The sequence below is a fragment of the Pseudomonas sp. SDO52101_S400 genome, from assembly GCF_054071635.1.
Map to the genome: position 1 here is coordinate 39708 of NZ_JBSVWF010000020.1, position 13157 is coordinate 52864.

A 13157-nucleotide genomic window follows, 5' to 3' on the forward strand; every position below is an offset into this window, starting at 1 on the left:
TGCTCTACCCCTCGGCAAGCGCACACAGCGCGCTCTGACCAATAGGTAATGCAGATGATTGACTGGCATATCGTGTGTGATTTCGACGGGACCATCACCCGCACCGACGTGATCGACAGCATCCTCGAACGCTTCGCCGACCCGAGTTGGGAAACGATCGAAAACCAGTGGCTGGCCGGTGAAATCGGTTCCCGTGAATGCCTCAGCCGCCAGCTCTCGCTGGTCAAGGCCACGCCCGGACAATTGCTGGAATTCTTCGACAGCATCGAGATCGATCCGGACTTCCCCGACTTCGTCGACCACGCCATCGGCCTGGGCGCTTCGTTCGAAGTAGTCAGCGACGGCATCGAACAAGGCATCGCACGGATTCTTTCGCGCAACTACGTGACCCTGTTGCCGATCCTCGCCAACCGCCTGCGACAGCTGGATCACGAAAGCTGGCGCATCGACTTTCCGCACTCCAGCGATGCCTGCCGCGCAGCGTCCGGCAACTGCAAATGCAAATCCACGCCCGGCAACAAACGGGTACTGGTGATCGGTGACGGCCAGTCCGACATGTGCGTGTCCTCCACCGCCGACTTCGTCTTCGCCAAGGGTCGCCTCGCCGAGTACTGCGAACGCCACGCGATCCCTTACGCCCGTTTCGACAGCTTCGCCGAACTCCCGGCTCTGCTGGCGCTGCTGCCAAAGGCCAGCGCTGCCAACGCCACCTCTTTCAACTCCGACACCTTCAATACCGAAACCCAGGAACTCTTCCACCATGTCTGATATTCGAATTGCTACTGCGGAAGACCAGATTCTTCTGGAAAAAGAAGCCAAGTACTGCTCCTACGGCGACACCGTTCACTACATCGAGCCGCCGCGCATCTTCAGCCGCTGCGAAGGCTCCTATGTCTGGGACACCGAAGACCAGGCCTACCTCGACCTGCAAATGTGGTACTCGGCGGTCAACTTCGGTTACGCCAACCCGCGCCTGAACAACGCGCTGAAACAGCAGATCGACACCCTGCCGCAGATTGCCAGCCAATACCTGCACAAAGGCAAGATCGAGCTCTCGGAAATGATCGCCGTGGACGCCAAGAAGAAGTTCGGCCTCGACGGTCGCGTGCACTTCAACGTTGGCGGTTCGCAGTCCATCGAGGACTCGCTGAAAGTCGTGCGCAACGCCAGCAACGGCAAGAGCCTGATGTTCGCCTTCGAGGGCGGTTACCACGGTCGTACCCTCGGCGCCTCGTCGATCACCTCCAGCTACCGCTATCGCCGCCGCTACGGCCACTTCGGCGAGCGCGCCAACTTCATCCCGTTCCCGTATCACTTCCGCGGCCCGAAAGGCATGACCAAGGAAGAGTACGGCAGCCACTGCGTGCAGCAGTTCGCCCGTCTGTTCGAGACTGAATACAACGGCGTCTGGGACCCGAAAGTCGGCCAGAGCGAATACGCAGCGTTCTACGTCGAGCCGATCCAGGGCACCGGCGGCTACGTGATTCCACCGATGAACTTCTACAGCGAACTCAAGCATGTGCTGGATCAGCACGGCATCCTGATGGTGGTCGACGAAATCCAGATGGGCTTCTATCGCACCGGCAAGCTGTGGTCGATCGAACACTTCGACGTCAAACCGGACGTGATCGTCTTCGGCAAGGCACTGACCAACGGCCTCAACCCGCTGGGCGGCATCTGGGCCAAGGAAGAACTGATCAACCCGAAAGTCTTCCCGCCAGGTTCGACCCACTCCACCTTCGCCTCCAACCCGCTGGGCACTGCCGTGGGCCTGGAAATGTTCAAGATGACCAGCGAAGTCGACTACGGCGCGATGGTCATGGCCAAGGGCAAATACTTCCTCGAAGGCCTGCAGGATCTGCAGAAACGCTACCCGATCATCGGCGACGTCGATGGCCTGGGCCTGGCCCTGCGCTGCGAAATCTGCGGCCCGGACGGTTTCACTCCGGACAAGGCCACCCTGGACTTCATGGTCGAAGAAGGCATGAAGGGCGACATCGAGATCGACGGCCGCAAACTGGGCCTGATCCTCGACGTGGGCGGCTACTACAAGAACGTGATCACCCTCGCGCCGTCGCTTGAAATCAGCTATCCGGAAATCGACCTGGGCATCGCCCTGCTCGACCGTCTGCTGGCCCGGGCGATGAAACGATGAACGCGGCCGGGATCGATCTGGGCGAAGGCGACGCCGGTTTCGTTCTCGGTACAGGGGAGGTCGCGGTGTTGTTGATCCACGGCCTCACCGGCACCCCGACGGAGTTGCGTCGGGTCGCCGTGGGACTGGCCAAGGCCGGTTGCACGGTGTACGTGCCGACCCTGGCCGGGCACTGCGGCGGCAATGCCGACCTGCAGGCCACCGGCTGGCGCGACTGGTACGAAGGCGTGCGCAAGACCTTCGTCGGCATCCGTCGCCAGCACAGCAAAGTGTTTGTCGGCGGCCTGTCGATGGGTGCGGTGATGTCGATGTACGTGGCGTCCGAGCATCCTGGCCAGGTGGCCGGGTTGCTGATGTATTCCACAACGCTCAAGTACGACGGCTGGAGCATCAACAAACTGGCGTTCCTGACGCCGTTGCTGATGAAAATCCCGTTCGGCGTGCACATCTGCAAGTTCGAAGAGAAACCGCCCTACGGCATCAAGAACGAGCGCCTGCGGGCCATCGTCGAACGGCAGATGAAGGAAGGCCACAGCAGTGAGGCCGGCCTGCTGACCATGGAGGGCGTGACCGTGCGCGAACTGCACCGGATGAACGCCGTGGTGCGCAAGCGCATGCCCTCCATCACCGTGCCGGCACTGGTGCTGCATTCCATCGAGGACGACATCACCAGCCGCTGGAACGCCGACTACGTGGAACGCAAGCTCGGTGGCGACGTGGTGAAAATCCTGCTGGACGACTGCTATCACATGATCACTGTCGATCTGCAGTACCGGCGCGTCGTGGAGCTGAGTGTGCAATTCATCAACAGCCACCGCACCGACCTGCCGCTCACCGCTCCCTCCCTGCCGGCCGAGGAATACCGGCAGCGGGCATGAGTCGACTGCAAAACGATATGCCTTGCCGGTTAAGGAAACGACGTGATCACGGCCCAAGCCTTTTCAACCATCGAAGCGATTGATCGCGACGCGTGGAATGCCTGCTTTCCCGAGGAGCTCGAAGACTGGGCCTACTATCGCGCCGTTGAACAGGCTGGCATCGACGGTTTCCAGTGGCGCTACCTGGCGCTGTTTGAAGACAACCACCTGATTGCAGCGGTCGTGGCTTTCACGACCGCCTATTCGCTCGACACCACCCTGCAGGGCACCGGCAAACGCCTGAGCCAATGGCTGCGCAGTTGCTGGCCGGGGCTGTTCGACATTCGCCTGTACGCCCTCGGCTCGCCGGTGGCCGAGCAGTGCCACGTCGGCACCCTCCCGTCTGTCGAACCGTCCCGTTTGCCGGTGCTGTTCGCGCGCCTGCTGAAACTGGCTCGCGAGGATGCCGACCAGGCGGGGGTCGGCCTGCTGGCCGTCAAGGATGCTTCCCACCGTAATCCGCTATGGCTGCAGGCCTGCCGCGAGGCCGGGTTGCAGAGCATGCCGGGGTTGCCCGGGGCCGAGCTGCCGATCACCTTCGGTTCGGTCGACGCCTACCTCGGTACCCTGGGCAAATCCACCCGCAAGGACTTGCGTCGGACCCTGCGCGGCGCAGGACCGCGAATCGAATGGCGGCGTTCGGTGGACGACCTGCTGCCGACCATGATGCGGCTTTACGAAGCCACACTTGCACGCAGCGATCTGACTTTCGAGTGTCTGCCGGCTGCGTATTTTCGCCAGGTGCTGGAACACCTCGACGAGCGTGCCGCGTGCGTCTTGTACTGGGTCGGCGACGACCTGGTGGCGTTCAATCTGGTGCTGCTGGACGAGCAACGGCTGGTGGACAAGTTTTTCGCCCACGATCTGGCGCACACCCGTGAGCACAAGCTGTACATGCGTAGCTGGCTGGCCAATGTCGGCTACTGTATTGAACACCGCATCCCGATCTACGCGTGCGGCCAGGCCGGTTATGCCAGTAAGCTGCGTCTGGGTTGCTCGTTCGTCGGCAACACCGTGTTTTTCCGTCACCGCCATCCCGTGCTCAATCAACTGCTGCGGCTGGTGAAGTTATTCATCCGCCCGGATCGTACCGACCCGGCCATGGCGACTGCGATAAGCGAACAACAATAAGCGAGCATGATGATCAACGACCGACGCGCCACTGCCCGACCTTTCGCCCTCTCCGGCTGGAGCCTGCAACGCAAACTGGTACTGGCGTTCTGGCTGGTCAGCGTGATCCCGACCATGATCGCCGCAGAACTGGCGGCCACCACCCTGTCGCAGATTTTCGACAGCAACGTGCGGATCTGGCTGCAGGAGTCGACCAAGATCGTCGAAGACGAGATCAGCGAGATCCTGCGCGACAACGCCCGGGTCGCGCAGTTGTTCCTGCGCTACACCCGTCCGCCCACGGATCGGCAGTCAGCCAAGCACAACAAGCTGACGGCGGACATCGCAGACTCGATGGGTATCGACGTGGTCGCGCTGATCCGCAACAGCGACCACAAAGTGGTGTTCAGCACTGCCGCCGATGACATCGTGCGGCAAATCAGCACCGCGCCCAAAGCGGTGTTGCAGACCCTGCAAGTCGGCGGCGTGGCGACCGGCACCGTGGTCTCGACTTTCGAGACCGATCAGGGCGGCACTGACTACAAGCTGGTTGTCGCGACCTACCTCGACAACAGTTTCCTGACCAGCGTGGCCGACGTGCACTCCCTGGATTTGCGTCTGTACCTGGCCAAGGGCGCGGACTTCTCGGAGATTTTTTCCACCCAGCGCTTTGAAGATCACCCTGCGGTCGTTCCGGAAAACATCGAACAGCAACTGCGCAGCACCAAGCAACCGATCGAGCAGTCGACCAACCGTTACAGCGGCATCTACCGGCCGATCCTCAATGAAGGCGGCGAGCTGCAAGGCGTGGTCTTCAGCGGTCTGCTGCGCCATACCACACTGGTCGGGCTGGTGAACCAGAGCAACCTGTTCATCCTGATCTTCATCCTCAGCTCGGCGGCGTCGCTGGCGGTGGGCTGGCTGGTCTCCCAGCGCCTGACCCAGCCGCTGCGCGGTCTGGCCAAAGGCGTGCAAGCGGTGATCGCCGGGGATTACCGTCAGCGCCTGCCCGTCACCGGTGGCGATGAACTGGCGGAACTGAGCAGCACCTTCAACCACATGAGCGAACGCCTGGGCGAGTTGCAGCATCTGGAGTCGCAACTGCGCCGCCGCGATCGGTTACATGCGCTGGGCGAAGTCGCGATGGGCCTCGCCCACGAAATCCGCAACCCCCTGGGCATCATCAAGACCGCCACGCAATTGCTGCACCGGCGTGCCGACCTGCCGGAGACCGACAAGCGCCATCTGGAATACGTAGTCAGTGAAGTCAGCCGCATCAACGACCTGATCACCGAATTTCTCGACTTCGCCAAACCCAGTGCGCCGCTGCGTTCGACCCAACTGGCGCGGCCGCTGGTGGATGAGCTGGTCGGGTTCTGCGCCCCGGAACTGGCCAGCCACAATATCGATGTGCGGATCGAAGACCGCGCCCCCGCCGCCACCCTGTATGCCGATGCGCGGCAACTCAAGCAGGCGGGCCTGAATCTGATCGTCAACGCCATCGACGCCATGCCCGACGGCGGGCGCCTGACCCTGGGCATCCACAGCGATCAGCACAACACAGTCATCAGTGTCAGCGACACCGGACAGGGCATCGAAGCCGATATGCTTGAACGGATCTTCACGCCGTTCGTCACCACCAAGGCATCCGGCACCGGGCTCGGCCTGGCCAAGGTATTCTCGATCATGGAAAGTCATGACGGGCGCATCGAATGCGTCAGCGAAAAAGATGCCGGGGCCACGTTCAGCCTGTACATTCCGGCCAACGGTGAAGATTTCGACGAGGACAGCGATGACACATAACGTACTGGTGGTCGACGACGAGCCCAAGCTCTGCGACCTGCTGGCATCGGCCTTGAGTCAGAACGACATTGTGGTGTTCACCGCCGGCAACGGCCTGCATGCGCTCAAGGTGCTGGAGTCCGAAGACATCGATCTGGTGATCAGCGACTGGCGCATGCCCGGTATGGACGGCCCGCAACTGCTGGCGGAAATCAAAAACCGGTTCCCGCAGTTGCCGGTGATTGTCATGACCGCCTACAGCACGGTGAAAAATGCCGTGCAGTCGATGCGCAACGGCGCCTTCGATTACATCGCCAAGCCGTTCGACATCGATGAACTGGACATCACTGTCAGCAAGGCCCTGCAATTTCGCGACATCCTCAAAGACAACCAGCGCATGCGCGCCGAGCTCGACGAGCACCAGCAGATCGACAGCCTGGTCGGCGACAGCCCGAGCTTTCGCCGGGTATTGAGCGCGATCGACTCGGTACGCGAGAGCAACGCAACGATCCTGCTGACCGGCGAAAGCGGCACCGGCAAGGAAATGGTCGCCCGGGCGATCCACAAGCATGGCAATCGCGCCGACAAACCGTTTGTCGCGGTCAACTGCGCGGCGATCCCGGAAGGGCTGCTGGAAAGTGAAATGTTCGGCCACCGCAAAGGCGCGTTCACCGGCGCGGTGGCGGATCGGGTCGGGCGCTTCCAGCAGGCGGACAAGGGCACGCTGTTTCTCGACGAAATCGGCGAAATGCCCCTGGCGTTGCAAGCGAAAATCCTGCGCGCCTTGCAGGAACGCATCATCGAACCGGTGGGCGATCCGCGCGAGCGCAAGGTCGATGTGCGGGTCATCGCCGCAACCAACAAGAACCTGCTGGACGCCGTGGCCAACAAGGAGTTTCGCGAAGACCTGTATTACCGCCTCAACGTATTCCCGATTCCGTTGCCGGCCTTGCGTGAGCGGGTCGAAGACATTGCCCCGCTGGCCCGGCATTTCGCCCATACCCTGGGCGCTGCGGCGGGCAAGCGCTTTAGTGGTTTCAGTGCCGAAGCGTTGCAGGCGATGGCCCGCTATTCGTGGCCGGGGAACATTCGTGAGCTGCAGAACTGCGTCGAACGCGCAACCATCGTTGCCTCCGGCGCAGAGATTGAAGAGCAGGACCTGCCGGCCTATCTGTTTGCCTCACAGCCGACCGAGCCCGGTGCTCTGGTCGCTGAAGGCAGCGTGCCGGCGGACCTTGAAGCGGCACTGGCCGAGGTGGAAAAAGCCTACATCCTCGCCGCGCTGGCGCAGAGCAACGGCGTGCAGGCTGCGGCGGCGCAGTTGATCGGGATTTCCGAGCGCAGCTTCTGGTATCGGTTGAAGAAACTGGGGATACACGTGGACAAGATCGTCCGCTGATCAGGGTGCCCGGACATTGCCCGGGCACCTCGCGGCATCAGTTCACCGTGCCGCCCTTCGCCTCGCTCATGATCTGCCGGATCGCCCCGACAAAGGTCTCGACCGGCTGCCCGCCGCTGACCGCGTATTGCCCGTTGAACACTACGGTCGGCACCGAACTCACCCCACGCGACAGCCACAATTGTTCTTCCTTGCGCACTTCGCTGGCGAATTCGTCGGATGCCAGAATCGCCTCGGCGCGCTGCCGGTCCAGACCGACGCTGTCGGCAATCTGCGCCAGTTGTGAGTGATCGGACGGGTTGCCGCCATCGGTGAAGTAGGCCTTGAACAACGCCTCTTTCAACGGCAACTGCAAACCCTCCTCGCCGGCCCAATGCAGCAGTCGATGCGCATCGAAGGTGTTGTAGATGCGGCTGTTGGAATCGGTGCGAAAACTGAAACCGACATCGGCCCCACGGGAGCGGATCACTTCACGATTCTTCTGCGACTGCTCCGGGGTCGATCCGTATTTTTCCTGGATATGCTCGCCGATGTTCTGCCCTTCCGGTCCCATCTTCGGGTTCAGCTCGAACGGCTGGAAACGGATCTCGGCCTGCACCTCATTGCGCAGGATTTCCAGCGCCTGCAGCAAACCGTACAGACCGACGACGCACCACGGGCAGGAAACGTCGCTGACAAAATCGATTTTCAGGGCAGAACTCATGACTCACCTCGCGCGTTCAATCGTGGTCAAAGACCTGCACGATACACCCGCTAGAGCAAGTTGCGTTCGGCCACCGGTTCGATCTGCGCCCAATGGGAGGTGTCTTCACGATGTTGCTGCAAGTACGGCAACACCGCCGCCAGCAACGGCGCCTTGAACGCCTCCTGGAAGCGATGGGCCAGGCCCGGAATCAACTTCAATTGACTGCCGCGAATGTGTGCCGCCAGGTGCACGCCGTGCATCACCGGCAGCAGCGGATCGGCCGTGCCGTGCACCACCAGGGTCGGGACTCGCAATTGATTGAGCAGCGCTACCCGGCTCGGCTCGGCAAGAATCGCCATGATCTGGCGTTTTACGCCTTCGGGGTTGAACGCCCGGTCATAGGACACCGCCGCCTGATGCAACAACATCTGACGATCATCGGTGACCGTCGGGCTGCCCAGTGCCGCCAGCAGATCGGCCTGTTGCTCCAGCGCCACTTCGCGATTGGGTGCGCCACGCCGCGACAACAACTGCACCAGCGCCGCACTCGGTGCCGGCAGGCCTTCGGCGCCGGAGCTGGTCATGATCAGCGTCAGGCTTTCTACCCGTTGCGGGGCCATGGCCGCCAGATGCTGAGCAATCATGCCGCCCATGCTAGCGCCGAGCACGTGGAATTGCTCGACGTGCAACGCGTCCATCAGGCCCAGTGCATCGTCGGCCATGTCGGTCAGGCTGTAAGGCGCCGCCACCGGCAGGCCGAGTTTGTAGCGCAGCACTTCAAACGTCAGGTTGGCTTCGGCCGGTGCCTGGCGCCAGGTCGAAAGACCGACATCGCGGTTGTCATAGCGGATCACCCGAAAACCCTGCTGACACAGGGCGACCACCACTTCGTCAGGCCAGTGGATCAACTGCCCGCCCAGCCCCATCACCAGCAACAACGCCGGATCCGACGCACGACCGATGCTCTGGTAAGCCAGACTCACCTGCTCCAGATCGACCCGTTCAGTCGGTACATTGACGTCGCAACGCGACGCCGCATAAGACGCCTGCCCGAAAAAAACCGCGGCCAACAACGCCGCGATTGCAAAAAATCCCTTGAACATGAAAAACACCGAAACGCAGAACCCCAGTAGAGCGCGAGTCTGATGAAGTTTGTTCAAGCGCGCTGCCACAGTTCGATGACAGTTTGATGAAGAGTGCCGAGCGGTCAAACCGAGGGGAGCGAAAAGGTCGCTCCCCTCGGTTTTTTTGCGTTATGCCAACTGACTGCGCAGCTGCCTCGCTGCTGCCACCATGTTGACCAGAGCCGCTTCAGTCTCCGGCCAGGCGCGGGTTTTCAGGCCGCAATCGGGATTGACCCACAGGCGTTGCGCTGGAATCCGTTTCACGGCTTTGCTCATCAACTTGACCATCTCGGCCGTGTCCGGTACTCGCGGCGAGTGGATGTCGTAGACGCCCGGGCCGATGTCGTTCGGGTAGTCGAACGCTTCGAAGGCTTCCAGCAGTTCCATGTCCGAGCGCGAGGTTTCGATGGTGATGACGTCGGCGTCCATGTCGGCGATGGCCTTGATCACGTCATTGAATTCGCTGTAGCACATGTGGGTGTGGATCTGGGTTTCATCCTTCACGCCCGAGGCTGTCAGGCGGAATGCTTCCACGGCCCAGTCGAGGTATTCCTGCCATTGCGCACGGCGCAGCGGCAAGCCTTCGCGGAACGCAGCTTCGTCGATCTGCACGATCTTGATCCCGGCATTTTCCAGATCCACCACTTCGTCACGCAGGGCCAGCGCCAACTGCTGTGCCTGGACTTTGCGCGACACGTCTTCGCGGGGGAACGACCACATCAGCATGGTCACCGGGCCGGTCAGCATGCCTTTCATGACCTTGTCGGTCAGGCCCTGGGCGTAGGTGATCCAGTCGATGGTCATGGCTTTCGGACGGCTCAAGTCGCCATAGATCACCGCCGGTTTCACGCAGCGGGAACCGTAGCTCTGGACCCAGCCGAAACGGGTGAACAGGTAACCGTCGAGTTGCTCGGCGAAGTACTCGACCATGTCGTTGCGCTCGGCTTCACCGTGCACCAGCACATCGAGGCCCAGACGCTCCTGGACTTGCACTGCGTGGCGGATTTCGCTGCGCATGGCATCGTGGTAATCGTTGGCCGACAGCTTGCCCTGTTTGAACGCCTGACGGGCCAGACGGATCGAGCCGGTCTGCGGGAACGAACCGATGGTGGTGGTCGGGAATGTCGGCAATTGCAGGCGCGCCTGTTGTGCGGCGATGCGCTTGGCGAACTGTGAATGACGCTGGCTATCGCGGGCGTTGATCGCTTCGATCCGTGCCTGCACCTCGGCTTTGTGAATGCGCGGCGAGCGGGCGCGGCTTTCTTGAATGGCACGGCTTTCGGCCAGCGCGCTTTGCACTTTCGGCGCTTGCGGGTCGTTCAGCGCATCACGCAAAACCGAGATTTCGCTGCACTTCTGCACGGCGAATGCCAGCCAGCTTTTCAGTTCCGGATCGAGCTTGTCTTCACGCTCGACATCCACCGGGCTGTGCAGCAGCGAGCAGGAACTGCTGACCCACAGGTTGTCGCCAAAACGCTCCTGAGCCGGTTGCAGTTGTGCCAGCGCCTGCTCCAGTTCGCAGCGCCAGACGTTGCGACCGTTGACCAGGCCCACCGAAAGAATCTTGTAGGTCGGCAGGCGATCCAGCACCTGACCGAGCTGATCCGGCGCACGTACTGCATCGATGTGCAGGCCTTGTACCGGCAGGCCGACGGCGAGGCCGAGGTTGTCTTGCAGACCACTGAAATAGGTCGCCACCAGTTTCTTCAGCGGCGAGTACTGAAGGATGTGATAGGCGCGTTCGAAGGCGCTTTTCCAGGCTTGCGGAAGGTCGAGGGTGAGGATCGGCTCGTCGATCTGCACCCACTCCACACCCTGCGCGGCGAGACGACCGAGGATTTCGTTGTACACCGGCAGCAGGCGCTCAAGCAGATCAAGCTTGTCGAAGTCGTTGCCTTTTGCCTTGCCCAGCCACAGGTAGGTCAGCGGGCCGATGATCACCGGTTTGACGTTGTGACCTAGGGCTTTGGCTTCTTCGACTTCATCGAACAGCTGTTCCCAGCTCAGCTTGAACGGCTGGTCTGCGGTGAATTCCGGGACCAGGTAATGGTAGTTGGTGTCGAACCACTTGGTCAGCTCTTGGGCGTATTGAGTCTTGCCATGCTCGCCGCCGCAGCAGGACGACGTGGCGCCACGGGCCATGGCGAACAACGTGTCGAGGGTCGGCAGACCGCGCTCGTCACGCACGCCGTCGAAGCGCTCGGGGATCACACCGAAGGTCAGCGAGTGAGTCAGCACCTGGTCGTACCAGGCGAAGTCGCCAACCGGCAGCAGGTCGATCCCGGCATCCTTCTGCAGCTGCCAGTGCTTGGCGCGCAGCTCACGGCCGACCTGATTCAGGGACGCCTGATCGAGATCGCCTTTCCAGTAGGCTTCGAGGGCTTTTTTCAGTTCGCGGTCAGCGCCGATGCGCGGGAAACCAAGGGTGTGAGCCACGGCCATGTCGAGTGTTCTCCATTGCGTAAAAGATGGCGCCATTGTCGACAGCCAACCCAACATGAGACAAACTCAACCTTTTCGTGTTGATCACAAATTTTCCTCATGGAGCCTGCAGTGCTTGAAATCCGTCACCTGAAAACCCTGCATGCCCTGCGCGAAGCCGACAGCCTGGTGGATGCGGCCGACCGCCTGCACCTGACCCAGTCCGCGCTGTCCCACCAGTTCAAGGAACTGGAAGAACGCATGGGCATGCCGTTGTTCGTGCGCAAGACCAAACCCGTGCGTTTCACCAGTGCCGGCCTGCGCCTGCTGCAACTGGCGGACGCGACCCTGCCGCTGCTGCGTGGTGCCGAGCGCGATATCGCGCGCCTGGCCGGTGGCACCGCCGGGCGTCTGCACATGGCCATCGAATGCCACAGCTGCTTCCAGTGGCTGATGCCGACCATCGACCAGTTCCGCGATGCGTGGCCGGAAGTCGAACTCGACCTGGCCTCGGGTTTCTCCTTCGCCCCACTACCGGCGCTGGCCCGGGGCGATCTAGATCTGGTGGTGACATCCGACCCGCTGGAAATCGCCGGCATCACCTACGTGCCGCTGTTCACCTACGAAGCCATGCTCGCGGTCGCCAACCAGCACACGCTGGCGAGCAAACCGTACATCGTGCCCGAAGACCTGCTGACCGAAACCCTGATCACTTATCCGGTGGAACGCGACCGGCTGGACATCTTCACCCGCTTCCTCGAACCGGCCGACATCGAACCTGCGCAAGTGCGCACATCAGAGCTGACGGTAATGATGATGCAACTGGTGGCCAGCGGCCGTGGCGTGTGCGGCATGCCGCACTGGGCGCTGCATGAATACAGCTCGCGGGGCTACGTGAAGGCCAAGCGGCTGGGCGAGAAGGGTCTGTTCGCGACGCTGTATGCGGCGATCCGTGCCGACATGCTGGACGCGCCGTACATGCGCGACTTCCTGCTGACGGCCAAGGACACATCGTTCTCGACCCTGGACGGGGTCAGCGCGGTTCGTTGAGGCTGGCGGTTGGCACGAAAGGCGCGCACCACATGTGGATCTTGTCGAAGTAGTCCTCGCCGACCCGCACGGCCATCGGTTCCAGGCCGAACTGGATGAAGCCGCAGCGCTGATACAAATGAAACGCCGCTTCGTTGCCGGCGGTGACGGTCAGTTGAATGACTTTCAGCGCCGGATGCCGCTGCGCTTCACCCAGCACCGCCTCCATCAATTTCAGGCCCAGGCCGCGCTGACGAAAGTCAGCCGACACATACATGCCGAAGACCGTTGCCTTGTGCCGGGCCTTTTCCCGAGGCTCGAACGCCAGGCCGACGATGCCCGCCAACCGACCGTCTTCGAACGCGCCGAACACCGCGTCAAGCTTGCTGGTCAGGCGCGACTCCCACCAGCTCAAGGGCATCGCCGCCCGTTCACGAACGCTGGAGGTGAAAGCCTGCGGATGACGATCGTAGGCTTCCAGCATCAACTCCCGATAGGCCAGTGCATGGCTGGCATCCAGCCGTTCGATCCACAT

11 protein-coding genes are annotated in these 13157 nt (G+C 61.8%); 7 read left to right on the top strand and 4 right to left on the bottom strand.

Going from position 1 to position 13157, the window contains the following annotated elements; all coding sequences use genetic code 11:
* Positions 1 to 54: 54 nt before the first annotated feature.
* Genes ACW9HX_RS12620 through ACW9HX_RS12645 form a run of 6 tightly spaced genes read left to right on the top strand, consistent with a single transcriptional unit; the run spans position 55 to position 7363 of the window.
* Entirely contained in the window at positions 55 to 768 is a 714-nt protein-coding gene (locus ACW9HX_RS12620) for an HAD-IB family phosphatase (protein WP_457380868.1), read from the top strand.
* Positions 761 to 2155, top strand: a complete 1395-nt coding sequence (locus ACW9HX_RS12625) for an aspartate aminotransferase family protein (protein ID WP_096818493.1) — start codon at positions 761 to 763, stop codon at positions 2153 to 2155. The genes ACW9HX_RS12620 and ACW9HX_RS12625 overlap by 8 nt, the downstream gene beginning before the upstream one ends.
* Positions 2152 to 3033, top strand: coding sequence for an alpha/beta hydrolase (locus tag ACW9HX_RS12630; protein WP_457380869.1), 882 nt, complete (start codon positions 2152 to 2154; stop codon positions 3031 to 3033). Before ACW9HX_RS12625 ends, ACW9HX_RS12630 begins: the two co-directional genes overlap by 4 nt.
* Before the next feature lie 42 nt (positions 3034 to 3075).
* Positions 3076 to 4203, top strand: a complete 1128-nt coding sequence (locus ACW9HX_RS12635) for a GNAT family N-acetyltransferase (protein ID WP_457380870.1) — start codon at positions 3076 to 3078, stop codon at positions 4201 to 4203.
* A 9-nt stretch (positions 4204 to 4212) separates the two neighbouring features.
* Positions 4213 to 5985: an ATP-binding protein gene (locus tag ACW9HX_RS12640; RefSeq protein ID WP_457380904.1), complete on the top strand. Its 1773-nt coding sequence runs from the start codon at positions 4213 to 4215 to the stop codon at positions 5983 to 5985.
* Complete coding sequence (locus ACW9HX_RS12645) at positions 5975 to 7363, top strand: sigma-54-dependent transcriptional regulator (RefSeq protein WP_197868494.1); 1389 nt, start codon at positions 5975 to 5977, stop codon at positions 7361 to 7363. Before ACW9HX_RS12640 ends, ACW9HX_RS12645 begins: the two co-directional genes overlap by 11 nt.
* Positions 7364 to 7400: 37 nt before the next feature.
* Here ACW9HX_RS12645 and ACW9HX_RS12650 read toward each other — a convergent pair whose 3' ends face one another.
* The 3 genes from ACW9HX_RS12650 to metE all read right to left on the bottom strand — a co-directional run bounded on the left by ACW9HX_RS12650 (position 7401) and on the right by metE (position 11614).
* The gene (locus ACW9HX_RS12650; RefSeq protein WP_457380871.1) at positions 7401 to 8066 is read right to left on the bottom strand and encodes a DsbA family oxidoreductase; all 666 of its coding nucleotides are present in this window, start codon (positions 8064 to 8066) and stop codon (positions 7401 to 7403) included.
* A gap of 50 nt (positions 8067 to 8116) precedes the next feature.
* Entirely contained in the window at positions 8117 to 9151 is a 1035-nt protein-coding gene (locus ACW9HX_RS12655; protein ID WP_457380872.1) for an alpha/beta fold hydrolase, read from the bottom strand.
* A 150-nt stretch (positions 9152 to 9301) separates the two neighbouring features.
* Positions 9302 to 11614: a 5-methyltetrahydropteroyltriglutamate--homocysteine S-methyltransferase gene (gene metE / locus ACW9HX_RS12660; RefSeq protein ID WP_457380873.1), complete on the bottom strand. Its 2313-nt coding sequence runs from the start codon at positions 11612 to 11614 to the stop codon at positions 9302 to 9304.
* Positions 11615 to 11725: 111 nt separating this feature from the next.
* On the opposite strand from metE, the gene metR reads away from it, so the two are divergent.
* Positions 11726 to 12643 carry a transcriptional regulator MetR gene (metR, locus tag ACW9HX_RS12665; RefSeq protein ID WP_457380874.1) on the top strand — a complete coding sequence of 306 codons (918 nt, stop codon included), beginning with the start codon at positions 11726 to 11728 and terminating at the stop codon, positions 12641 to 12643.
* Here metR and ACW9HX_RS12670 read toward each other — a convergent pair.
* Positions 12627 to 13157, bottom strand: coding sequence for an N-acetyltransferase family protein (locus tag ACW9HX_RS12670; protein ID WP_457380875.1), 531 nt, complete (start codon positions 13155 to 13157; stop codon positions 12627 to 12629). The two genes, metR and ACW9HX_RS12670, sit on opposite strands and share 17 nt — an antisense overlap.